Genomic DNA, 22,397 nt, shown 5'->3' with positions numbered 1-22,397 from the left:
GGCGTTGACTTTTGGCACGCTGTTGAGTTCTCAAGGAACGGTCGCTTCCTTTGTACTCACCCTCTCGGGCTTTCCTCCGGGCGCTTCCCTTCGGTCTTGCGTTTCCGACTCTATCAGATCTTTCCAATCCGATTTCCTCGGTGCTTTCTAGGTTCCCGCTTCCGCGTTTCCCTTTCCGGCGGTTCCGACTTTATCAGAAGTTTCTGAGTCGGATTCCCCCTCCCTCGGCCGGAGCATGATCCCCGGCGCTGAGTTGGCCGGGTGCCCCGTCGGGAGGAGTTGTAAACCTACTGGAGCGGGGCTCCTCGATGCAAATCGAGGAGCCCCGCTCCCAGTTGGCGCCTGCTCGGGCCCGACGGTCCGTCAGACCTCCACGACCACAGGCAGGATCATCGGCCGGCGCCGGTAGTTGTCCGAGACCCACTTGCCCAGCGTGCGGCGAACGAGCTGCTGGAGCTGGTGGGGTTCGACCACGCCGTCCTGGGCGGAGCGTTCGAGCACCTCCGTGATCCGGGGGGACACGTCGCCGAAGGCGGAGTCCTCGATGCCGGAGCCGCGGGCCTGGATGTGCGGGCCGCCGGTGATCTTTCCGGTGGACGAGTCGATGACCACGAAGACCGAGATGATGCCCTCGTCGCCGAGGATCTTGCGGTCCTTGAGGGCCGGCTCGCCCACGTCGCCGACCGAGAGGCCGTCCACGTAGACATAGCCGGCCTGGACCTTGCCGGAGATCTTCGCCTTGCCCTCGATGAGGTCGACGACCACTCCGTCCTCAGCGATGACGATGCGGTCGTGCGGGACGCCGGTCAGGGCGCCCAGTTCGGCGTTGGCGCGGAGGTGGCGCCATTCGCCGTGCACCGGCATGAGGTTCTTCGGGCGGCAGATGTTGTAGAAGTACAGCAGCTCGCCGGCCGAGGCGTGGCCCGAGACGTGGACCTTGGCGTTGCCCTTGTGAACCACGTTGGCGCCCCAGCGGGTGAGGCCGTTGATCACGCGGTAGACCGCGTTCTCGTTGCCGGGGATCAGGGACGACGCCAGGATCACCGTGTCGCCCTGGACGATGCGGATCTGGTGGTCCCTGTTGGCCATGCGGGACAGGGCCGCCATGGGCTCGCCCTGAGAACCCGTGCAGACCAGGACTACCTCGCTGTCCGGGAGGTCGTCGAGCGTCTTGACGTCCACGACCAGGCCCGGGGGGACCTTCAGATAGCCCAGGTCCCGCGCGATGCCCATGTTGCGGACCATCGAGCGGCCGACGAAGGCGACTCGGCGGCCGTACTCGTGTGCCGCGTCCAGGATCTGCTGGATGCGGTGGATGTGGCTGGCGAAGCTCGCGACGATGATGCGCTTGCGGGCGCCGGCGAAGACCTGCCGCAGGACGTTGGAGATCTCCCGCTCAGGCGGGACGAACCCCGGGACCTCGGCGTTCGTCGAGTCCGAGAGGAGGAGGTCGATGCCCTCTTCGCTCAGACGGGCGAACGCGTGGAGGTCCGTGAGGCGGCTGTCCAGCGGGAGCTGGTCCATCTTGAAGTCGCCGGTGTGGACCGCCATGCCGGCGGGGGTGCGGATGGCCACGGCCAGCGCGTCCGGGATGGAGTGGTTGACCGCGACGAACTCGCAGTCGAAGGGGCCGATGCGCTCGCGGTGTCCTTCCGCCACCTCGAGGGTGTACGGGCGGATGCGGTGCTCCTGGAGCTTGGCCTCGATGAGGGCGAGGGTCAGCTTGGAGCCGATCAGCGGGATGTCCGGCTTCTCGCGCAGGAGGAACGGGACGGCGCCGATGTGGTCCTCGTGGCCGTGCGTGAGGACGATGCCCTCGATGTCGTCGAGGCGGTCTCTGATGGACGAGAAGTCCGGCAGGATCAGGTCGATTCCGGGCTGCTCCTCCTCGGGGAAGAGCACTCCGCAGTCGACGATCAGCAGGCGGCCGCCGTACTCGAAGACCGTCATGTTGCGGCCGATCTCACCGAGACCGCCGAGCGGGGTGACGCGCAGGCCGCCTTCGGGGAGCGGCGGGGGCGGGCCGAGTTCGGGATGCGGATGACTCAAAAGACTCTCCTCACCACGCGCGCCACGTACCGGTAGGGCACGTGGCGCGCGTGACGTTCGTGCAGAAGCAGTTGTCTGTGTGGGGTGCGCGGGCACCGGTGGCCCGCTTATTCAGTTGTGAAGCACGCGCGCGGGGGTGCCGCGCGAAGTCTGGTATCAGAGCTGTACCCCGCCGGCGGCAAGATCGATCTTGAGTTGCTCGATCTCTTCGGGCGCGCACTCGACCATGGGGGCGCGCAGCGGCCCGGCGGGCAGACCCTTCAGCGCGAGCGCCGCCTTGGTCGTCATCACGCCCTGGGTGCGGAACATGCCCGTGTAGACGGGGAGCAGCTTCTGGTGGATCTCCGTGGCCTTCTGGACGTCGCCCGAGGTGTACGCCTCGACCAGGGCGCGCAGCTCGGGGGTGACCACATGGCCGACGACGGAGACGAAGCCGACCGCGCCGACGGAGAGCAGGGGGAGGTTCAGCATGTCGTCGCCGGAGTACCAGGCGAGGCCGGAGGTGGCGATGGCCCAGCTCGCGCGGCCGAGGTCGCCCTTGGCGTCCTTGTTGGCGACGATGCGCGGGTGCTCGGCGAGGCGGACGAGCGTCTCGGTGTTGATCGGGACGCCGCTGCGGCCGGGGATGTCGTAGAGCATGACCGGCAGGCCGGCGGCGTCGGCGATGGCCGTGAAGTGCCGGTAGAGGCCCTCTTGCGGGGGCTTGTTGTAGTACGGCGTCACCACGAGCAGGCCGTGGGCGCCGGTGCGCTCCGCCGCGCGGGCGAGTTGCATGCTGTGGTGGGTGTCGTTCGTGCCGACGCCGGCCACGACGTGGGCGCGGTCGCCCACGGCCTCCAGGACCGCCCGTACGAGATCCGCTTTCTCCGCGTCGCTGGTGGTCGGGGACTCGCCGGTGGTCCCGTTGATGATCAGGCCGTCGTTGCCTGCGTCCACCAGGTGGGTGGCGAGCCGCTGCGCGCCGTCGAGGTCGAGTGCGCCGTCCGCCGTGAAGGGCGTGACCATGGCGGTGAGGACCCGCCCGAAGGGGGTCTGCGGAGTGGAGGTCGGAGCCATGGGTTACACGCTACTCGTTGCTCAGGAGCGGGTCTGCCCTAGGGGCAGGCGACAAATCGCGACAAAAGTGGAGCCCGGCACTGCCTGCTCGGGGGTTCAAGCAGTGCCGGACCCGTTCGATCAGGCTAAGTGAACTTCTCGAAATGCCGCAATACGGACACTTCGCACGGCTGAACCGCACATCTGTGCCTGATCGGGCAAGCGGGCCGCGTTACGGCGCGACGCGTCCGTTCGCGTTGAAGGCGGCGTAGGTGAGCGGCATGAGCCGGGCCCACTCGGCCTCCATCTTCTCGCCGACCATCTCGATCTCACGCTGGGGGAAGGACGGGACCTTGGCCAGCTCGTGCTGGGTGCGCAGGCCGAGGAAGTGCATCAGCGAGCGGGCGTTGCAGGTGGCGTACATCGAGGAGTACAGGCCGACCGGGAGGACCGCGCGGGCGACCTCGCGGGCGACGCCGGCGGCGAGCATCTGCCGATACTTCTTGTAGGCCTGGCGGTAGGAGTCTTCCATGGCTTCGCCGACGAGCTGGTGTTGCTCGGGAGTGCCTTCGACGAACTCGTACTTGCCCGGCCTCCCCTGCTGGATCAGCTTCCGAGAGGTGTCCGGTACGTAGAAGACCGGCTGGAGCTCCCGGTAGCGGCCACTCTCCTCGTTGTACGACCAGCCGACGCGGTGCCGCATGAACTCGCGGAAGACGAAGATCGGCGCGCTCACGAAGAAGGTCATGGAGTTGTGCTCGAACGGGCTGCCGTGCCGGTCCCGCATGAGGTAGTTGATCAGACCCTTCGAGCGCTCAGGGTCCTTCTGCAGCTCCTCAAGGGACTGCTCCCCCAGGGTGGAAACCCGTGCCGCGAACAGCACGTCGGAGTCGGCCGCGCTGTGTTTTACCAGCTCAACGGTGACATCACCGCGCAAGTCGATCTTGAAGTCGTCGTCGGGGGTCTCGGTCACGGTTCGCAGGGCCTTCCCATCGCGTCTCTTGGCGACGCCACTCTACGTTTAGTGACGGGGGGCAATGAAGTCGGTGAAACAGGGCACCTCTGAGGGAGTTCTTTCGTCTCTACTGATGAAAGTGATCCGTTCCACCTTTGAAGGAGAAGCACCCCTGATGTTCGGTCGGCGTGAACCCGTACCGTTTGCCTTCGTTGCCGAGGCCGACAGGTTCCGCAGCAATGTCACTCCCCCACCGCGTGAGCGGCTGTCGGTCAGCCAGCAGGCCGGGCGCTGGCTCATGGGTCTCACCATCGTGGCGGGGCTCGTGGGTTCCCTGGTCATCGGGACACCCGCGCTGACGTCCGAGCGCCCGGACTCGCATCCGCAGCAGTCGCAGGCGTCCCAGAACCACTGAGCGACCGCGGGCCGGTGGTGACTCCATCCGGCCCCCTGCCAGTGGTGACCGGGGAAGCAGATCGGTAGCCTCACCGGGCACAGCCCACGCATGGATCGAGTGAGGACCAGTCGTGCCCCTGCCCTTCCTGACGGCCGACCGCGTTTTCGACGCGGCGGACGACGTTCCGCTGCCGCACGAAGACCGTGACACCTGGCGGCGGCCGTACCGCCCCGGGCCGTGGCGAGTGGGGGCGTCGGCGCTGGCGCTGTTGCTCGCCTCGTTCGTGCTGTTCGCCGCGGTCATCATCGCTGCGACGGCCGAACCGGCCTCGGCCGGGCTGATCTTCGTTCTCGCGCTGCTCGTCATCGCCGGGGCGCTGCGGCTGCTGCGCATGGGCGTGTGGGTGAGCGCGCGCGGGCTGCGGCAGGTGGGTTTTTTCACGACGCGTACGGCGCCCTGGGCGCAGGTCGTCTCGGTCCGCACGGTGCAGCAGCCGGTGCGCTGGCTGGGACTCCCCCGGACCTTGCAGGGCCAGGCGCTGCTGCTCGTCCGGCGGGGACAGGCCGCGGACGGTGTGCCGCCGCTGCTGACGACGCACAACGCGGACTTCCTGGGCCGGACGGAGGCCTTCGAGCGGGCGGCCGACGCGGTGCAGGCGTGGGCCGACGAGTACGGCCCTCGCTGACGACCTGGTGACATGCCTGAGGGGCCGGACCGTGCGCGGTCCGGCCCCTCAGGCATGTCAGGGTGCAGCTCAGGCGGCCTCGGGCTGCTTGCCGTCGTGCAGGGCGATCGCGCGTTGCATCGCCTTGCGGGCGCGCGGGGTGTCGCGGGCGTCGTGGTAGGCGACGGCCAGTCGGAACCAGGTGCGCCAGTCGCCCGGTGCGGCCTCCGTCTCGGCCTTGCGCCGGGCGAAGACCTCGTCGGCCGAGTCCCGGTCGATGCGCCCGCTGGGGGTGCGCTTCAGTTCGTCGACCGGCAGACCGCCCTCGGAGTCGAGTTCGGCGGCGAGTTGGTTGGCCCTGCGGACGAACTGCGTGTTCTTCCACAGGAACCACAGGCCGATGACCGGCAGGATCAGCACCGCGACTCCGAAGGTCACGGTGAGGGGCGTACCGGTCTCGATGAGCAGGACGCCCCGGCTGCCGACCAGGACGAAGTAGACGACCAGGACGGCGGCCGTGAGGGCGTAGGTGAGCTTCGCGCGCATGACGGTCAGGGGCTCAGCTCAGGTCCAGGAAGTGTTCCAGGCCGAAGGTCAGGCCGGGAACACTCCCCACGCGGCGGGCGCCGAGCAGGATGCCCGGCATGAAGCTGCTGTGGTGGAGCGAGTCGTGCCGGACCGTCAGGGTCTCGCCCTCGGCGCCGAGCAGGACCTCCTGGTGGGCCAGCAGGCCGCGCAGCCGGACGGCATGCACCGGGACGCCGTCGACGTCGGCGCCGCGGGCACCGTCCAGGGCGGTGGTCGTGGCGTCGGGGGCCGGGGCGGTGCCGGCGGTCCGGCGGGCCTCGGCGATCAGCTGGGCGGTGCGGGTGGCGGTGCCGGAGGGGGCGTCCACCTTGTTCGGGTGGTGCAGCTCGACGACCTCGACGGACTCGAAGTACGGGGCTGCGAGCTGCGCGAACTTCATGGTCAGGACGGCCCCGATGGAGAAGTTCGGCGCGATGAGCACGCCGGTCGAGGGGGACTTCGCCAGCCAGCCGTTCAGCTGCGCGAGGCGCTCGTCGGTCCAGCCGGTGGTGCCGACGACCGCGTGGATGCCGTGGCTCACGCAGTAGTCGAGGTTGGCCATGACCGAGTCGGGCGTGGTCAGTTCGACCACGACCTGGGCGCCGGTCTCGGCCAGCGTCTCCAGCTGGTCGCCCCGGCTCAGAGCGGCGACCAGTTCCATGTCGTCGGCGGCCTCGACGGCCCGTACGGCTTCCGAGCCGATCCGGCCCTTGGCGCCGAGGACCGCCACGCGCAGCTTGCTCATCTCTTGTGCTTCCTTCACCAGGGGGTTCGTCAGGCGACGGCGTCGTGCAGGCGGGCCGCCTGTTTGTCCTTCAGCGGGCCGATGACCGACAGGGAAGGCCGCCGTCCCAGGATCTCTCGGGCGACCGAGCGGACGTCGTCCGGGGTGACCGACGTTATCCGGGCCAGCATGTCGTCGACGGACATCTGTTCGCCCCAGCACAGCTCGCTCTTGCCGATACGGTTCATCAGCGCGCCGGTGTCCTCGAGGCCGAGGACGGTGGAGCCCTGGAGCTGGCCGATGGCACGCCCGATCTCGTCGTCGGACAGGCCGTGCTCGGCGACCTGGTCGAGTTCGTCGCGGCAGATCTTCAGCACGTCGTGCACCTGGGAGGGGCGGCAGCCGGCGTACACGCCGAACAGGCCGCAGTCGGCGAAGCCGGAGGTGTACGAGTACACGCTGTAGGCGAGGCCGCGCTTCTCGCGCACCTCTTGGAAGAGGCGGGAGGACATGCCGCCTCCGAGCGCGGTGTTGAGTACGCCCAGGGCCCAGCGCCGTTCGTCGGTGCGGGACAGCCCCGGCATACCGAGCACGACGTGCGCCTGCTCGGTCTTGCGGTCGATCAGCTCCAGGCGGCCCGCGGTGCGCAGGGCGCGGCGGCCGCCGCGCGGGGCGACGGGCTCGGCCCCCGGGTTCTTGAAGGCACCGGCCTTCTCGAAGGCGGCTCGGACCTGCCGTACGACCTTGGCGTGGTCGACGTTGCCCGCGCAGGCGACCACGAGGTGGGTCGGGTCGTAGTGCTTCTTGTAGAAGCGGCGGATGCGGTCGGCGGTGAGGGCGTTGACCGTGTCGACCGTGCCGAGGACCGGGCGGCCGAGCGGGTTGTCGCCGAACATCGTGTGCGCGAACAGGTCGTGCACGCAGTCGCCCGGGTCGTCCTCGGTCATGGCGATCTCTTCGAGGATCGCGCCCCGCTCGACGTCGACGTCCTCCTCGAGGATGCGGGAGCCGGTCAGCATGTCGCAGACGACGTCGATGGCGAGCGGCAGGTCGGTGTCGAGGACACGCGCGTAGTAGCACGTGTACTCCTTCGCCGTGAACGCGTTCATCTCGCCGCCGACCGCGTCGATCGCGGAGGAGATGTCCAGGGCGGACCTGCGGTCGGTGCCCTTGAAGAGCAGGTGCTCCAGGTAGTGCGTGGCGCCGTTGAGAGCGGGGGTCTCGTCTCGGGAGCCGACGTGTGCCCAGATGCCGAAGGTCGCGGAGCGGACCGAAGGCAGGGTCTCGGTGACGATGCGCAGGCCGCCCGGGAGGGTGGTCTTGCGGACCGTGCCGATGCCGTTGGTGCCCTTGATCAGGGTTTGGGTACGGGCGACGGCCCGCGCCTCCGAGGAGGTGCGGGCCGTCGCCGTCGAGCTGCTCGACGTCACTTGTCGGTGTCGTCCTTCGTCTCTGCGTCTTCTTCGCCCTCGATCACGGGGATGAGGGACAGCTTGCCGCGGGAGTCGATCTCGGCGATCTCGACCTGGACCTTGTGGCCCACACCGAGGACGTCCTCGACGTTCTCCACGCGCTTGCCGCCGGCGAGCTTGCGGATCTGCGAGATGTGCAGCAGACCGTCCTTGCCCGGGAGCAGCGAGACGAACGCGCCGAAGGTGGTCGTCTTCACGACCGTACCCAGGTAGCGCTCGCCGACCTCCGGCATGGTCGGGTTGGCGATGCCGTTGATCGTGGTGCGGGCGGCCTCGGCGGACGGTCCGTCGACCGCGCCGATGTAGATCGTGCCGTCGTCCTCGATCGTGATGTCGGCGCCGGTGTCCTCCTGGATCTGGTTGATCATCTTGCCCTTGGGGCCGATGACCTCGCCGATCTTGTCCACGGGGATCTTGACGGTGATGATCCGCGGGGCGTTCGGGGACATCTCGTCCGGCGTGTCGATCGCTTCCATCATCACGTCGAGGATGTGGAGGCGGGCGTCACGGGCCTGCTTGAGGGCGGCGGCCAGGACGGAGGCCGGGATGCCGTCCAGCTTGGTGTCGAGCTGGAGGGCGGTCACGAAGTCCTTCGTGCCGGCGACCTTGAAGTCCATGTCGCCGAAGGCGTCCTCCGCACCGAGGATGTCGGTGAGGGTGACGTAGTGCGTCTCGCCCTCGATCTCCTGGGAGATCAGGCCCATGGCGATACCGGCGACCGGGGCCTTCAGGGGCACACCGGCGTTCAGCAGCGACATGGTGGAGGCGCAGACCGAGCCCATGGACGTCGAGCCGTTCGAGCTCAGCGCCTCGGAGACCTGGCGGATCGCGTAGGGGAACTCCTCACGCGTCGGCAGGACCGGCACGAGGGCGCGCTCGGCGAGGGCGCCGTGGCCGATCTCGCGGCGCTTCGGGGAGCCGACGCGGCCGGTCTCGCCGGTGGAGTACGGCGGGAAGTTGTAGTTGTGCATGTAGCGCTTGCGCGTCACCGGCGACAGCGTGTCGAGCTGCTGCTCCATGCGGAGCATGTTCAGCGTCGTGACGCCCAGGATCTGGGTCTCGCCACGCTCGAACACGGCGGAGCCGTGGACCCGCGGGATGGCCTCGACCTCGGCGGCCAGGGTGCGGATGTCGGTGACACCGCGGCCGTCGATGCGCTTCTTCTCCTTGATGACGCGCTCACGGACCAGGGTCTTGGTCAGCGAGCGGTACGCGGCGGAGATCTCCTTCTCGCGGCCCTCGAACTCCGGCAGGAGCTTCTCGGCGGCGAGCGCCTTGACGCGGTCCAGCTCGGACTCGCGCTCCTGCTTGCCCGCGATGGTCAGCGCGGAGGCGAGCTCCGGCTTGACGGCGGCGGTCAGGGCCTCGAGCACGTCGTCCTGGTAGTCCAGGAAGATCGGGAACTCGCCGGTCGGCTTGGCGGCCTTGGCGGCGAGGTCCGACTGGGCCTTGCAGAGGACCTTGATGAAGGGCTTCGCGGCGTCCAGACCGGCGGCGACGACCTCCTCGGTCGGCGCCTCGGCGCCGCCCTCGACCAGCTTGATGGTCTTCTCGGTGGCCTCGGCCTCGACCATCATGATCGCGACGTCGCCGTCCTCCAGGACGCGGCCCGCGACGACCATGTCGAACGCGGCGTCCTCGAGCTCGGTGTGCGTCGGGAAGGCCACCCACTGGCCGCGGATCAGCGCGACGCGGACGCCGCCGATCGGGCCGGAGAAGGGCAGGCCGGCCAGCTGCGTGGACGCGGAGGCGGCGTTGATCGCCACGACGTCGTACAGGTGGTCGGGGTTGAGCGCCATGATCGTGGCGACGACCTGGATCTCGTTGCGCAGGCCCTTCTTGAAGGACGGGCGCAGCGGGCGGTCGATCAGGCGGCAGGTGAGGATGGCGTCCTCGGAGGGACGGCCCTCACGGCGGAAGAAGCTGCCGGGGATCTTGCCGGCGGCGTACATCCGCTCCTCGACGTCCACCGTCAGGGGGAAGAAGTCGAGCTGGTCCTTGGGGTTCTTGGAGGCGGTGGTGGCCGACAGCACCATGGTGTCGTCGTCCAGGTACGCCACGGCGGAGCCGGCGGCCTGCTTGGCCAGGCGGCCCGTCTCGAAGCGGATGGTGCGGGTACCGAAGGCGCCATTGTCGATGACGGCCTCGGCGTAGTGGGTCTCGTTCTCCACTAGTGCTATCTCCTCGTCTTCGTCCCGTCGCTGCCCGTGTGGCAGGGGGACGGTTGCGGAGAAGCGCTCCGGGCTGTGCAGGCCGGTCTTCGATCGAAGCACCCGGGCTCACTTCCCCCGGGGGCCACTACCGAGGACCGGCGGCGGCTAGGTGCGCTTCTCCTCGTTCCGTGTCGTACGTCCTGTGTCGTACGACATGCGTTGTGCTACCACACTACAAAGCGGTGGTGACACTCCGCACGTACAGCAAAGGGAGCGGCCCCCTTTCCCCGGGAACCGCTCCCCTCACGACGTCTTACTTGGCGCCCGCCGCACCACGGCGGATGCCGAGGCGGTCGACCAGCGCACGGAAGCGCTGGATGTCCTTCTTCGCCAGGTACTGGAGAAGGCGGCGACGCTGACCCACGAGAATCAGCAGGCCACGGCGGGAGTGGTGGTCGTGCTTGTGGGTCTTGAGGTGCTCGGTCAGGTCCGTGATCCGGCGCGAGAGCATGGCGACCTGGACCTCGGGGGAGCCGGTGTCGCCCTCCTTCTGACCGAACTCGGTGATGATCTGCTTCTTCGTAGCGGCGTCGAGCGGCACGCGTACTCCTCGTAGTCTGTGACGGCCACCGAGTGCCCCCGGTCTGTGTCTCGGGGGAGCTTCCATGACTCGGAAGGCGGGGATCCGCTGGGCGCGGCCTCCAGAGCGGTGAGCTCCGGGGGTGCGTACACAAACGGCCGTCGACCAGGGTACCAGGTGGTCAGGGGCGGCTTCGCCCCGGTCTCCGAACCTCCGGGGCGGGGCGGAGGGGGCCACTAGGGTGAGCGGATTCGGATCGTCCGTACGTCGATGATCCGCACGTCGGGAACGGTACGTCGGGAAGGGGTCGCTGCGACATGGCGGAGACGGCTGAGGAGCTCAAGGCACGCAAGGAGCGGGAGCGGGACGAGCTCTACGCCCTCGACATCTCGGGTGTCGAGTGGCACAGCGCGCCGGGCACCGAGGAGCACGAGGAGCGGGTCGAGATCGCGTATCTGCCCGAGGGGGCCGTGGCGATGCGGTCCTCGCTCGACCCGGACACGGTGCTGCGCTACACCGAGGCGGAGTGGCGGGCGTTCGTGCTGGGGGCGCGGGACGGGGAGTTCGATCTGGAGCCGGGGGCGCACGACGGAGGGCCGCAAGCCGGGCAGTAGGTGCGGCGGGTTGACGAGGGGTGAGCGACTACCGGCTCACCCCTCGTCGCGTTCCGCGGTCGGGTTCGCATGCCTCAAGCCGCCCGCGAGGCAAGGTGGTTCGACATTCTTCACAGGTATCGCCCTTTTTGTTCACCAAAGTGACTGCTGCGTATGTCAGTTCTGAGCACCTTCCGGGCGGGTTGTGACGCGACGGACGGGTGCTCGGGGGTGGACGGGCCTGCCGGGGTGGGGCTTGTGGTGATTAGGCTGGGACGGGGCGCGACGTCAGAACCCGTGGAGTGGGCGTCGGTGTCCCAGGGGGAAGCGGGGGAGTTTGTGGATTCGGACGACCTCGGACGACAAGCAAGGGTCGCCCCAGCACGGCATGAGGGTGCTCGACCACACCAGGAGGAACACTGTGAGCAGCGATCGGGACGGGATCCGCGGGGGCTGGGCGACACCCGGCGATGACCAGCCCGACGCGGAGTCCGCAGCAGAGGTGACGGGCGAGTTCACCATCGACTACGCGCCGCCCGCCTGGTACACGCAGAACGCCTCGGCGAGTTCGAGCTCGGGGCAGGGGGCGGGGGCGGCCGAGGACTCCAGCGCTTCCGGGGCGCCGGCGAATTCCGGGGGCTCCGGGGCGCCGACGGGGGCTTCCGGGGCGCCGAAGGGGCCGGTGCCGCCGCTGCCGGGGCTCACTCCGCCGCCGCACGCGAATGCCTCCGGCGGGACCTCGTCCCTTCCGGGGCAGACCTCTGGTCCGTCTTCTGGTCCGTCTTCGGCTCCGGCGCCGACGCCCGGGGCGCCTTTCACGCCGCCCGCGCCGCCGCCCGCTCCGGGGGCTCCGTTCACGCCGCCCGCGCCCGCGCCTGGTACGCCCTTCACGCCGCCCGCGCCCTCCGGCGAGGGGCCTTCCGCCGTTCCCAGGCTTCCGATGAAGGGCGGTTTCGAACCGCAGGTGTCGCAGCCGCAGGGGCGGCCCGAGACGCCCGCGGCGGATCCGGCCTCTCCTACGGCCGTGCCGAACATCCCCGTCGGTGGGTTCCAGGGGCAGTGGACGCCGTCGGCTCCGCCGGAGGCCCCCGCCGCGCCTGCGCCTGCCACTCCGGAGCAGCCGCCGGTGGCTCCGGCCGCTGCGGAGGTTCCGGCGACTCCGGCCGCTCCGGTTGCCGAGGAGGCTGAGGACGCCGAGGAAGCCGAGTCGGGGAACGGTGATCTGGAGAGCGGTGCCACCATGCGCTTCTCCGCCGTCGCCCTGAAGCGGGAGATCGCGGAGCGTGCCGAGGCCGAGGCGGAGGCGGAGGCGAAGTCCCGGCCGGAGCCGGTGGCCGAGGAGCAGGACGCCGACGAGGCCAAGGACTCGGACGATGACGTCGAGGGTGCGCCCTCAGGCGATGCCGACGAGGACGGTGCCGGCGTTTCCGCCGAGCCTGCGGACGCGGTGGACGCGGTTGACCTGTCTGATACCGAGGACGAGGACGAGGATTCGGCTTCGGAAGACTCGGCAGCGGAGGCCGGGCCCGACGAGGCCATGTCGCAGGATCCCGACGAGGCCATGTCGCAGGATGACGAACCTCAGGACTGGGTGCCCGCGCCTCCGGCGCGCCCGGCTCCCGACGCCGACTCCGTGGCCGTGAACGAGGACGCAGCTGTCCCCGAGCCCGCCGACGCGGAGCCCTCGGACTCCGTGCCCGCCGGCGCCGCTCCCGAGGACAGCGTTCCGCAGGACGCCGCCGGGCCGGACGCGGCCGACGCCCAGCCCGCCTGGACTCCCCCGGCCCCGCACGGCGTGCCGCCGCTGCCGCCGTCGTACCAGCCGGCCGCGCCGGCACCCGCGAGCCAGTGGCCGGCGCAGCCACAGGCACAGCCCACGGCCCCGGACGCACCGGCTCAGCCGCAGCCGACGGCCGCGCAGGGGCAGCCGCCCGTGCCGCCGCAGCCGTCGGTACCGGCCCAGCAGCCGCCGTTCCAGCCGCAGGCGCCGCAGCCCGCGCCTGCCGCCTGGAACCAGCCGGCCGCGCCGACGCCGCCGCACCAGCCGCCCGCCCAGCCCGCACCCCAGCCCGGCGGTTACGGCTTCCCGCAGCAGGGCGGTCCGGCCCCGGCCGCGCCCCACGCACAGGGCGGCTACGGCTTCCCGCAGCAGGGACCGCCCGCCCCCGCCGCCCAGCAGCCCGGCACCCCGCCGTCCCCCACGCCGAACCCGCAGGGCGGCTACGGCTTCCCGCAGCAAGGCGCACCCACCGCCCAAGGCGGCTACGGCTTCCCCCACCCCGGCGCCCCGGCACCGGCTCCGGCACCGGCCGCTCAGCAACCTCCGGCCCAGCAGCCCGGCACCCCGCCGGCACCCGCTCCCCACGCGCAGGGCGGCTACGGCTTCCCCCACCCCGACGCCCCTGCACCGGCACCGGCCGCTCAGCAACCCGGCACCCCGCCGGCCCCCGCACCGAACCCGCAGGGCGGCTACGGATTCCCCCAGCAGGGCGGCCCGGCTCCTGCGGGGCCCGACCCGCAGGGTGGCTACGGATTCCCGCAGCAGCACCCGGCCCAGCCTCAGCCCCAGCCCGGCGTGCCCCCGCAGGCGCAGCCCCCGTACCCCGGTCAGGCCGAGCAGCCGATGCATCCGGGGCAGCAGCCCGTGGACCCGCGTACCGGAGCCGCCTGGCCGCAGCCCATGCAGCATGACCAGCGGCAGCCGACCAACCCCGGGGCCAACCCGCTCGGTTACACCGCTGCCGTGGAGCTGTCGTCCGACCGGCTGCTCAACAGCAAGAAGCAGAAGGCGAAGAGCAGCCGTCCGGCGGCCGGTGGCGGCCGGTTCAAGATCGGTGGCAAGAAGGAGGAGGCCGAGCGGCAGCGGAAGCTGGACCTGATCCGCACACCGGTGCTGTCCTGCTACCGGATCGCCGTGATCAGCCTCAAGGGCGGCGTGGGCAAGACGACCACGACCACCGCGCTCGGCTCCACGCTCGCCACCGAGCGGCAGGACAAGATCCTCGCGATCGACGCCAACCCGGACGCCGGCACGCTCGGGCGCCGTGTGCGCCGTGAGACCGGGGCCACCATCCGTGACCTGGTCCAGGCGATCCCGCACCTCAACTCGTACATGGACATCCGGCGCTTCACGTCCCAGGCCCCGTCCGGGCTGGAGATCATCGCCAACGACGTCGACCCGGCCGTGTCCACGACCTTCAACGACGAGGACTACCGGCGCGCGATCGACGTGCTGGGCAAGCAGTACCCGGTGATCCTCACCGACTCCGGTACCGGTCTGCTCTACAGCGCCATGCGCGGTGTGCTGGACCTCGCCGACCAGCTCATCATCATCTCGACGCCGTCCGTGGACGGTGCGAGCAGCGCGAGCACGACGCTGGACTGGCTGTCCGCGCACGGGTACTCCGACCTCGTGTCGCGGTCCCTCACCGTCATCTCGGGTGTGCGCGAGACCGGCAAGATGATCAAGGTCGAGGACATCGTGTCGCACTTCGAGACGCGCTGCCGCGGTGTCGTCGTCGTGCCGTTCGACGAGCACCTCTCCGCCGGTGCCGAGGTCAACCTCGACATGATGCGGCCGAAGGTGCGGGAGGCGTACTTCAACCTCGCGGCGCTGATCGCCGAGGACTTCACCCGCCACCAGCAGGCGCACGGCCTGTGGACCTCCGACGGCAATCCGCCGCCGGTGGCCGCCCCGCCCCTGCCGGGCCAGCAAGTCCCGGGCCAGCCGGGCCCGTACCCGCAGCAGCCGCAGCCCGGCCAGCCGTACCCCCAGCCCGGGCAGCCGTACCCCCAGCAGGGCCAGCCCCCGGCCCAGCCGGGTCAGCCGTACCCGCAGGCCGCAGGCCAGCCGCCGTACCCACAGCCGTACCCGCAGCAGCCACAGCCCGGGCAGCCGTACGGGCAGCCCCCGGCCGCGCCCCCGCAGCCGGGCTACGGCTACCCCCAGCAGGGCCAGCCCGGGCAGCCGGGTCAGCCCGGTTACCCGGCTCAGCCCGACGGTCAGACCCCGCCGCCTCCGCCTCCGACGCAGTAATCGCCTCACCCGATCGGCCCCTTTCGAGGGGCCGTTCGCCTTCCTGGCCCGCGCCGTTCCCACTCGGCGCGGGCTTCGGCGCGTTCAGGGGCGAAATCCGTTGCCAGCCCCTGGCCAGGAGGGCGTCAGTGGTCTCGACCAATGAGTGTGGAAAGCTCGCCAATTCGTTATTTCCGCAGGCCACAAGGGGTGAATGCGCCGTTGACGGGTGGAGATGGCCGCTGATACACACTCATCAAACGTCTGACAGCTGATCAACCCGTCCTTCCCGTCCGAGCGATGACGCGAGGTCCGACCATGGGCACGAACGATCAGACACGCAGCCTCCCGCGCGGCCTCCGGCTCGTCGCCGTGGCCGGGGCGGCCGCGCTCACCCTCACCGCCGGGCTCGCGACCCCGCTCGACCCGGCGCCCAGGCAGGCCCGGGCGGCCGACGACGGCAAGGTGCTGACCGTCGCGGTGGCGCAGAGCGTGGACTCGCTCAGCCCGTTCCTGGCGGTCCGGCTGCTCAGTACGAGCATTCACCGGCTCATGTACGAGTACCTGACCAACTACGACCCCAAGGACAACCACGCCATCCCGGGCCTGGCCACCAAGTGGGAGTCGTCGCCGGACAAGCTGACCTGGACGTACACGATCCGCTCGAACTCCAAGTGGTCGGACGGCAAGCAGGCCACCGCCGAGGACGCGGCGTGGACGTTCAACAAGATGATGACCGACGACGGCGCGGCCACGGCGAACGGCAGCTACGTCGGCAACTTCAAGAAGGTGACGGCCCCGAGCCCCACCGAGCTGGTCATCGAGCTGAAGAAGCCGCAGGCCACGATGACGTCCCTCGATGTGCCGATCGTGCCGAAGCACGTGTGGGAGAAGGTCTCGGACTTCTCCGAGTTCAACAACGACAAGAACTTCCCCGTCGTGGGGAACGGGCCATTCACGCTGACCGACTACAAGGCCGACAGCTACGTCCGGCTCAAGGCCAACAAGGGTTTCTGGCGCGGAGGGCCGAAGTTCGACGAGGTCGTCTTCCGCTACTACAAGGACCAGGACGCGGCGGTGTCGGCGCTGCGCAAGGGCGAGGTGTCGTTCGTCGCCGGGTCGCCGTCCCTGACGCCCGCTCAGGCGGAGTCCCTGGAGGGAGCGGAGAACATCCGGGTCAACGACGCCCCCGGCCGCCGCTTCTATGCCCTGGCCACCAACCCGGGCGCGAAGGCGAAGAACGGCAAGAAGTTCGGCGACGGCCACCCCTCCCTGCTGGACCAGCGGGTGCGCAACGCGCTGTTCATGGCCGTCGACCGCGAGGCCATCATCGAAAAGGTGTTCCGGGGGCACGCGGTCGAGGGCGAGGGCTACATCCCGCCGCGCTTCCAGAACTACTTCTGGAAGCCGTCGGCGGACCAGAAACTGGCGTACGACCCGGCCGAGGCGGCCCGGCTGCTCGACCAGGCGGGTTACAAGAAGAACGGCGACGGCAAGCGCGTCGGCAAGGACGGCAAGCCCATCAGCTACCGCGTCCTGTGCCACGCCACCGACCCGAACGACAAGGCGGTCGGCAAGTACCTCCAGGAGTGGTGGGGCGAGCTCGGCATCGGCGTCCAGCTGAACTGCCTGGACAACGTGACCGACCCCTGGCTCGCCGGGAAGTACGACCTGGCGTTCGACGGCTGGTCGGTCAACCCCGACCCGGACTTCGTGATGTCCATCCACACCTGCGGCGCCCTCCCGGCGACCCCCGAGGACACGGGCGCCACCGACAACTTCATCTGCGACAAGAAGTACGACGAGCTCTACGCCCGGCAGCTCGCCGAGTACGACCCCGCCAAACGGGCGGACATCGTCCAGCAGATGGAGTCGCGGCTGTACGACCTCGGGTACATGAACGTCATGGCGTATCCGAACGCGGTCGAGGCCTACCGGACGGACCAGATCAAGTCGATCACCACCATGCCGGCGAAGGCGGGGAACATCTACGGCCAGGACGGCTACTGGAGCTGGTGGTCGGCGGTCCCCGCGGACTCCGGCGGGTCGTCGGACAACGCGTCGTCGACGGGGGTCGTGGTCGCGATCGTCGCCGGTGTCGTCATCCTCGCCGGGCTCGGCGGGTTCGCTGCCCTGCGGCGGCGGGCCACCGCCGAGGAGCGCGAGTAGCGCGGGCGAGCGGGCACACATGACCGCTGACGCGACACCCGCGCTGGTCGAGGAGCGGGAACCGGCGGCCGGGCCCCGGGTACGCAGGGGCTCCGCGTACCCGCGGTACCTGGCGGGCAAGGTGGCCGGGGCCGCCGTATCGCTGCTGGCCGTGCTCGTCACCAGCTTCTTCCTCTTCCGGCTGATCCCCGGCGACCCGGTGAAGACCATGACGGGCGGCCGTCAGGTGTCGGCCGAGCAGCTGGCCGCCTACCGCAGGGAGTTCGGGCTGGACCTGCCGCTGTGGCGGCAGTTCACCGACTACTGCGGCAAGGCGCTCACCGGCGACTTCGGGACGTCGTACCAGTTCCGCTCGCCCGTCGTCGACAAGATCACCGAGGCGCTGCCGAACACCCTGCTGCTCACCGGGACCGCCTTCGTCCTGTACACCGCGCTGGGCATCTTCCTCGGCACCCGCTCGGCGTGGCGGCGCGGCACGGTCGGGGACCGGGTCAACACAGGTCTCGCGCTGACGCTGTACTCCATCCCGTCCTTCTGGCTCGGGCTGCTGCTGATCATCGTGCTGTCGGTGGGCATCGGACCGCTCCCCGGCATGTTCCCCACCGGCGGCATGGAGTCGGGCGGCAAGGAGGGCTTCGCGTACGTCCTCGACGTGGCGCACCATCTGGTGCTGCCGGTCGTGACGCTGGTGGCGGTGGAGTACGGGCAGACGCTGCTGGTCACGCGGTCGGCGCTGCTGGACGAGATGGGCAGCGACTATCTGACGACCGCGCGGGCCAAGGGGCTGCGCGACGATCTCGTGCGGCGCCGGCACGCCGTGCCGAACGCGCTGCTGCCGACCGTGACGCTGATCTTCATCAACCTCGGCCGGACGGTGGCGGGCGTGATCCTCGTGGAGACCGTGTTCTCCTGGCCGGGGCTCGGCGGGCTGTTCTACCAGGCGCTGAGCGTGCCCGATCTGCCGCTGGTGCAGGGCCTGTTCTTCGTGTTCGCCGCCGCGGTGATCGTGATGAACACCCTCGCCGACCTGGTCTATCCACTGCTGGACCCCCGGGTGGCCCGATGACTACGACGACCGGGACGCCCCCGAGCCCGCGCGCCCTCGCCCGGCAGCGCCGCCGGGCCTCCGTCACGCGCTTCTGGCGGCAGTACCGCGCGGAGCGAGCGGGGCTGTACGGCCTGGCCGCGCTCGCCCTGTGCGCGCTGCTGGCGTTGTTCGCGCCGCTGTTCGTCGGCTCGGACGTGAGCAGTGTGACCGACGCGCCGGGGCGCCCGATGCAGAGCCCGAGCGCGGAGTTCCCGCTCGGCACCGACCAGTTCGGCCGTGACCTGCTGGGCCTGGTGATCTGGGGCTCGCGCGTGTCGCTGCTGGTCGGGCTGCTCGCCGCCGTGCTCTCGGTGGCGATCGGCACGCTGATCGGGGTGACGGCCGGACACTTCAAGGGCTGGTACGCGACGGTGATGATGCGGATCACGGACTGGTTCCTGGTCATGCCGACGCTGGTGCTGGCGATCGCCCTGGCGACCGTGATGTCCCGCTCGCTGACCACGACCGTGGTGGCGATCGGCGTCACCACCTGGCCGACCACGGCCCGGCTGGTGCGGGCCCAGACGCTGGCGGTGGAGACCCGGCCGTACATCGAACGGGCCAAGGCGCTCGGCGGCGGGCACGGGCACATCATGTCCCGGCACGTCCTGCCCAATGTCATGCCGCTGGTGCTGGCCCAGACGACCCTGATCATCTCCTCGGCCATCCTCGCCGAGGCGACGCTCGCCTTCCTCGGCCTGGGCGACCCCACGGTCGTGTCGTGGGGCGGGCTGCTGCAGGACGCGCGGGAGGCGGGCGCGGTCAGTGCCGGCGACTGGTGGTACCTGGTGCCGCCGGGCATCGCCATCGCCGTGGTGGCGCTGGCGTTCACGCTGTGCGGACGGGCCGTGGAGTCCGTCCTCAACCCCAGGCTGGGGGTGTCGCGTTGAGTCTGCTCGACGTCAGGGACCTGACGGTGACGTACCCGGGCGGGGCGGCCGCCGTGCGCGGCGTCGACCTGCGCCTGGACGCGGGCCAGAAGCTCGGCCTGGCCGGCGAGTCCGGCTGCGGCAAGTCCACCCTGGCACTGGCCCTGCTGCGGCTGCTGCCGACGGGCACCCGGATCACCGGCGAGGTCCTCCTCGACGGCGAGGACGTGCTGACGATGAAGTGGGGCCGGGTACGGGCGGTCCGCTGGGCCGGGGCCTCCGTCGTCTTCCAGGGCGCGATGCACTCCCTCAACGCCGTGCACCGCATCGGCGACCAGATCGCCGAGCCGATCCTGCTGCACAGGAAGGCGACGCCGGCCGGGGCGAAGAAGAAGACCGGCGAGTTGCTGGAGCAGGTGGGCCTGCCCGCCGCCCGTGCGGACGCCTACCCGCACGAGCTGTCCGGCGGCCAGCGCCAGCGCGTCATGATCGCCATGGCACTGGCCTGCGACCCCCGGCTGGTCATCGCCGACGAGCCCACCACCGCGCTCGACGTGATGATCCAGGCGCAGATCCTCCGGCTCATCGAACAGCTCGTGGCGGACCAGGACCTCGGCCTGATCATGATCAGCCACGATCTGGCGGTCCTCGCCGACACCTGCGACCGGCTGGCGGTGATGTACGCGGGGCGGGTGGTCGAGGAGGGCCCGGCGGCCCAGGTGTACGAGGACGCCCGGCACCCCTACGCCAAGGCCCTGTCCGCCGCGTTCCCGCGCATCGGCGACCCGGCGTCCCGGTTCGCACCGCAGGGACTCGCGGGCGACCCGCCCGACCCGGCCGCGCTGCCGTCCGGCTGCACGTTCCACCCCCGGTGTCCCGTGGCGCTGGAGTCCTGCGCCGAGGAGGACCCGGTCCTGCGCGAGACCGGGCCCGAACGCCGCGCGGCATGCGTCCTGGTCGGCGCCCCGGCGAGCGAGGGACGCGAGAATCCCGACGCCCTGGAGGAAGCGAGGCCCGGCACGCCATGACCATGTCCCCCACGGCATCCGACGTCACCACGGCGCCCCTGCTGAGCGCCCAGGGCCTGTACGTCACCTTCCCCGGCCGGCACGGAGGCCCCCGGGCCCGTGCCGTGGACGGCGTGGACCTCGACATCCGGCCCGGCGAGATCGTCGCGCTGGTCGGCGAGTCCGGCTGCGGGAAGACGACCCTGGCCCGCTCGCTGCTGGGCCTGGTCGAGCCGACCGCGGGCCGGGTCACCTTCGACGGCCGCCCGCTGGAGTACTCCGGCCGGTCCCTGAAGGCGTACCGCAAACGCGTCCAGCTGGTCCTCCAGGATCCGAGCGGCTCGCTCAACCCGCGGCACACGGTGTACGACGCGGTCGCCGAGGGGCTTCGCATCCACGGCTACGGCGGCGACGAGCGCACCGCGGTCGCCGAGGCCCTGTCCCGGGCCGGACTACGGCCCCCGGAGCGCTTCTTCCTGCGCTATCCGCACGAGCTGTCCGGCGGGCAGCGCCAGCGGGTCGTCATCGCGGGCGCGCTCGTCCTGGAACCCGAACTCCTCGTCGCCGACGAGCCGGTGGCGTCCCTGGACGCCTCCGTACGCGGTGAGATCCTCGCCCTGCTGCTGCGGCTGCGCACCGAGCTCGGCCTGTCCGCGCTGGTCGTCACGCACGACCTGGGACTGGCGTGGAACATCGCCGACCGGGTCGCCGTGATGTATCTGGGCCGGATCGTGGAGACGGGAGCGGTGGAACAGGTGCTGACCGCACCCCGGCATCCGTACACCCAGGCCCTGCTGTCCGTACTCCCGGAAGCCCCGGGCGCCCCGGTCATCCTCACCGGCGAGCCCCCGGACCCGTCACGCGTCCCGAACGGCTGCCGCTTCCATGTGCGCTGCCAGGTGCTGGCCGGTGGCGAGGCAGACCGGGCGGGCGTGGCGGACGCGTGCAGGCGCCAGGATCCGGAGGTGCTGAGCGGCGGCGGCGAGTCGCAGGTGGCCTGCCATTGGGCGGTTTCTACAGCGCCCCACAGGGGCGCGGGGAACTGCGCGACTGGCCCCCACACACCCGCGGACGGCGTACCGGGGAGCTAGGCAGCCCCCTCCGCCGCCACCAACTCCCTGCACTTCTTGACGTCCTGCCCCATCTGCTCCATCAACGCGTCAAGCGTCTCGAACTTGGCCTGCCCCCGAACGAACGCCAAGAAGTCGACAGCGACATGCAACCCGTACAGATCCAGCCCGACCCGGTCGATGGCATACGCCTCCACCGTCCGCTCGGTCCCCTCGAACTGCGGATTCGTCCCGACGGAGATCGCGGCCGGCATCACTTCGCCCTGGGCGTGCAGCCAGCCGGCATACACACCGTCGGCCGGGATGGCCGTGTGCGGCAGCGTCTCGACGTTGGCCGTCGGGAAGCCCAGCTCGCGCCCGCGCTGGGCACCGCGGACGACGACACCCTCGACCCGGTGCGGACGCCCCAGGATCTCCCCCGCGCCCCCGACATCGCCCTCGGCGACCAACCGCCGCGTCAGCGTGGAGGAGAACGGCTCCCCGCCGCCCGCCTCACCGGTCACGAACAGGTCGACGACCTCGACCTCGAAGTCGTAGGTCTTGCCCTGCGTGGCCAGGAACTCCACGGTGCCGGCGGCCTTGTGCCCGAAGCGGAAGTTGGGCCCCTCGACGACGGCCTTGGCGTGCAGCTTGTCGACGAGCACCTTGACGACGAAGTCGGCCGGGGACAGCTTCGAGAACTCGGTCGTGAAGGGGAGGATGAGCACCGCGTCCACGCCCAGGTCGGCCATGAGCTCGGCGCGGCGGTGGTGCGGGGCGAGCAGCGGCGGGTGGCTGCCGGGGCGGACGACCTCGCTGGGGTGCGGGTCGAACGTGACGACGACCGCGGGCACCCCCAGCTCCCGGGCGCGGTTCACGGCATGCCGGATGATCAGCTGGTGTCCGCGGTGGACTCCGTCGTAGGAGCCGATGGTGACGACGCTGCGCCCCCAGTCCTGGGGGATGTCCTCCAAGCCACGCCAGCGCTGCACTGTGCCTGCTCCTTGTCGAA

General features: G+C 70.5%; 18 protein-coding genes. 9 read left to right on the top strand and 9 right to left on the bottom strand.

Features of this window, described 5'->3' with window-relative positions; genetic code table 11:
* Positions 1-363: 363 nt before the first annotated feature.
* The 3 genes from ACFZBT_RS15030 to thyX all read right to left on the bottom strand — a co-directional run bounded on the left by ACFZBT_RS15030 (position 364) and on the right by thyX (position 4,057).
* Complete coding sequence (locus ACFZBT_RS15030; protein ID WP_391102943.1) at positions 364-2,049, bottom strand: RNase J family beta-CASP ribonuclease; 1,686 nt, start codon at positions 2,047-2,049, stop codon at positions 364-366.
* Between the two features lie 156 nt (positions 2,050-2,205).
* Entirely contained in the window at positions 2,206-3,105 is a 900-nt protein-coding gene (gene dapA / locus ACFZBT_RS15025; protein WP_391102941.1) for a 4-hydroxy-tetrahydrodipicolinate synthase, read from the bottom strand.
* 211 nt (positions 3,106-3,316) lie between these two features.
* Positions 3,317-4,057, bottom strand: a complete 741-nt coding sequence (gene thyX / locus ACFZBT_RS15020) for an FAD-dependent thymidylate synthase (protein WP_391102939.1) — start codon at positions 4,055-4,057, stop codon at positions 3,317-3,319.
* A 157-nt stretch (positions 4,058-4,214) separates the two neighbouring features.
* Between thyX and ACFZBT_RS15015 the strand changes: the two genes are divergently transcribed.
* Both ACFZBT_RS15015 and ACFZBT_RS15010 read left to right on the top strand, forming a co-directional pair.
* Positions 4,215-4,454: a hypothetical protein gene (locus ACFZBT_RS15015; RefSeq protein ID WP_391102937.1), complete on the top strand. Its 240-nt coding sequence runs from the start codon at positions 4,215-4,217 to the stop codon at positions 4,452-4,454.
* A gap of 112 nt (positions 4,455-4,566) precedes the next feature.
* Positions 4,567-5,121 carry a hypothetical protein gene (locus tag ACFZBT_RS15010; RefSeq protein WP_391102935.1) on the top strand — a complete coding sequence of 185 codons (555 nt, stop codon included), beginning with the start codon at positions 4,567-4,569 and terminating at the stop codon, positions 5,119-5,121.
* A 69-nt stretch (positions 5,122-5,190) separates the two neighbouring features.
* Here the strand turns inward: ACFZBT_RS15010 and ACFZBT_RS15005 are convergent, their stop codons facing one another.
* The 5 genes from ACFZBT_RS15005 to rpsO form a co-directional block, all read right to left on the bottom strand.
* Positions 5,191-5,646 (bottom strand): hypothetical protein, encoded by a 456-nt coding sequence (locus tag ACFZBT_RS15005; RefSeq protein WP_391102933.1) that lies wholly within the window; start codon positions 5,644-5,646, stop codon positions 5,191-5,193.
* 13 nt (positions 5,647-5,659) lie between these two features.
* Complete coding sequence (gene dapB, locus ACFZBT_RS15000) at positions 5,660-6,412, bottom strand: 4-hydroxy-tetrahydrodipicolinate reductase (RefSeq protein ID WP_391102931.1); 753 nt, start codon at positions 6,410-6,412, stop codon at positions 5,660-5,662.
* A gap of 29 nt (positions 6,413-6,441) precedes the next feature.
* A complete protein-coding gene (locus ACFZBT_RS14995; protein WP_391102928.1) occupies positions 6,442-7,821 on the bottom strand; it encodes an insulinase family protein in 1,380 nt (459 codons plus the stop codon).
* Positions 7,818-10,034 (bottom strand): polyribonucleotide nucleotidyltransferase, encoded by a 2,217-nt coding sequence (locus ACFZBT_RS14990; RefSeq protein WP_391102927.1) that lies wholly within the window; start codon positions 10,032-10,034, stop codon positions 7,818-7,820. Before ACFZBT_RS14990 ends, ACFZBT_RS14995 begins: the two co-directional genes overlap by 4 nt.
* Before the next feature lie 295 nt (positions 10,035-10,329).
* Positions 10,330-10,617: a 30S ribosomal protein S15 gene (gene rpsO, locus ACFZBT_RS14985; RefSeq protein ID WP_391102924.1), complete on the bottom strand. Its 288-nt coding sequence runs from the start codon at positions 10,615-10,617 to the stop codon at positions 10,330-10,332.
* A 296-nt stretch (positions 10,618-10,913) separates the two neighbouring features.
* On the opposite strand from rpsO, the gene ACFZBT_RS14980 reads away from it, so the two are divergent.
* The 7 genes from ACFZBT_RS14980 (at position 10,914) to ACFZBT_RS14950 (ending at position 21,427) form a co-directional block, all read left to right on the top strand.
* On the top strand, positions 10,914-11,210 hold the full coding sequence (locus ACFZBT_RS14980; protein ID WP_391102921.1) for a DUF397 domain-containing protein: 297 nt from the start codon (positions 10,914-10,916) through the stop codon (positions 11,208-11,210).
* Positions 11,211-11,610: 400 nt separating this feature from the next.
* Entirely contained in the window at positions 11,611-15,225 is a 3,615-nt protein-coding gene (locus ACFZBT_RS14975; protein ID WP_391102919.1) for an SCO5717 family growth-regulating ATPase, read from the top strand.
* Between the two features lie 297 nt (positions 15,226-15,522).
* Positions 15,523-17,373, top strand: a complete 1,851-nt coding sequence (locus ACFZBT_RS14970) for an ABC transporter substrate-binding protein (protein WP_391102916.1) — start codon at positions 15,523-15,525, stop codon at positions 17,371-17,373.
* A gap of 19 nt (positions 17,374-17,392) precedes the next feature.
* On the top strand, positions 17,393-18,439 hold the full coding sequence (locus ACFZBT_RS14965; RefSeq protein ID WP_391102914.1) for an ABC transporter permease subunit: 1,047 nt from the start codon (positions 17,393-17,395) through the stop codon (positions 18,437-18,439).
* A complete protein-coding gene (locus tag ACFZBT_RS14960) occupies positions 18,436-19,350 on the top strand; it encodes an ABC transporter permease subunit (protein ID WP_391102912.1) in 915 nt (304 codons plus the stop codon). Before ACFZBT_RS14965 ends, ACFZBT_RS14960 begins: the two co-directional genes overlap by 4 nt.
* Positions 19,347-20,357 (top strand): oligopeptide/dipeptide ABC transporter ATP-binding protein, encoded by a 1,011-nt coding sequence (locus ACFZBT_RS14955; RefSeq protein ID WP_391102910.1) that lies wholly within the window; start codon positions 19,347-19,349, stop codon positions 20,355-20,357. Before ACFZBT_RS14960 ends, ACFZBT_RS14955 begins: the two co-directional genes overlap by 4 nt.
* A complete protein-coding gene (locus ACFZBT_RS14950; RefSeq protein WP_391102908.1) occupies positions 20,354-21,427 on the top strand; it encodes an oligopeptide/dipeptide ABC transporter ATP-binding protein in 1,074 nt (357 codons plus the stop codon). Before ACFZBT_RS14955 ends, ACFZBT_RS14950 begins: the two co-directional genes overlap by 4 nt.
* On the opposite strand, the gene ACFZBT_RS14945 is transcribed toward ACFZBT_RS14950, so the two are convergent.
* On the bottom strand, positions 21,424-22,377 hold the full coding sequence (locus ACFZBT_RS14945) for a bifunctional riboflavin kinase/FAD synthetase (protein ID WP_391102905.1): 954 nt from the start codon (positions 22,375-22,377) through the stop codon (positions 21,424-21,426). The two genes, ACFZBT_RS14950 and ACFZBT_RS14945, sit on opposite strands and share 4 nt — an antisense overlap.
* Positions 22,378-22,397 lie beyond the last annotated feature (20 nt).

It is taken from the genome of Streptomyces sp. NPDC008137, assembly GCF_042957035.1.
In the GTDB taxonomy this organism is placed as follows: Bacteria; Actinomycetota; Actinomycetes; order Streptomycetales; family Streptomycetaceae; genus Streptomyces.
Note: the sequence above shows the minus strand (reverse complement) of the source record. Positions and strands in the feature narration are given on the sequence as shown.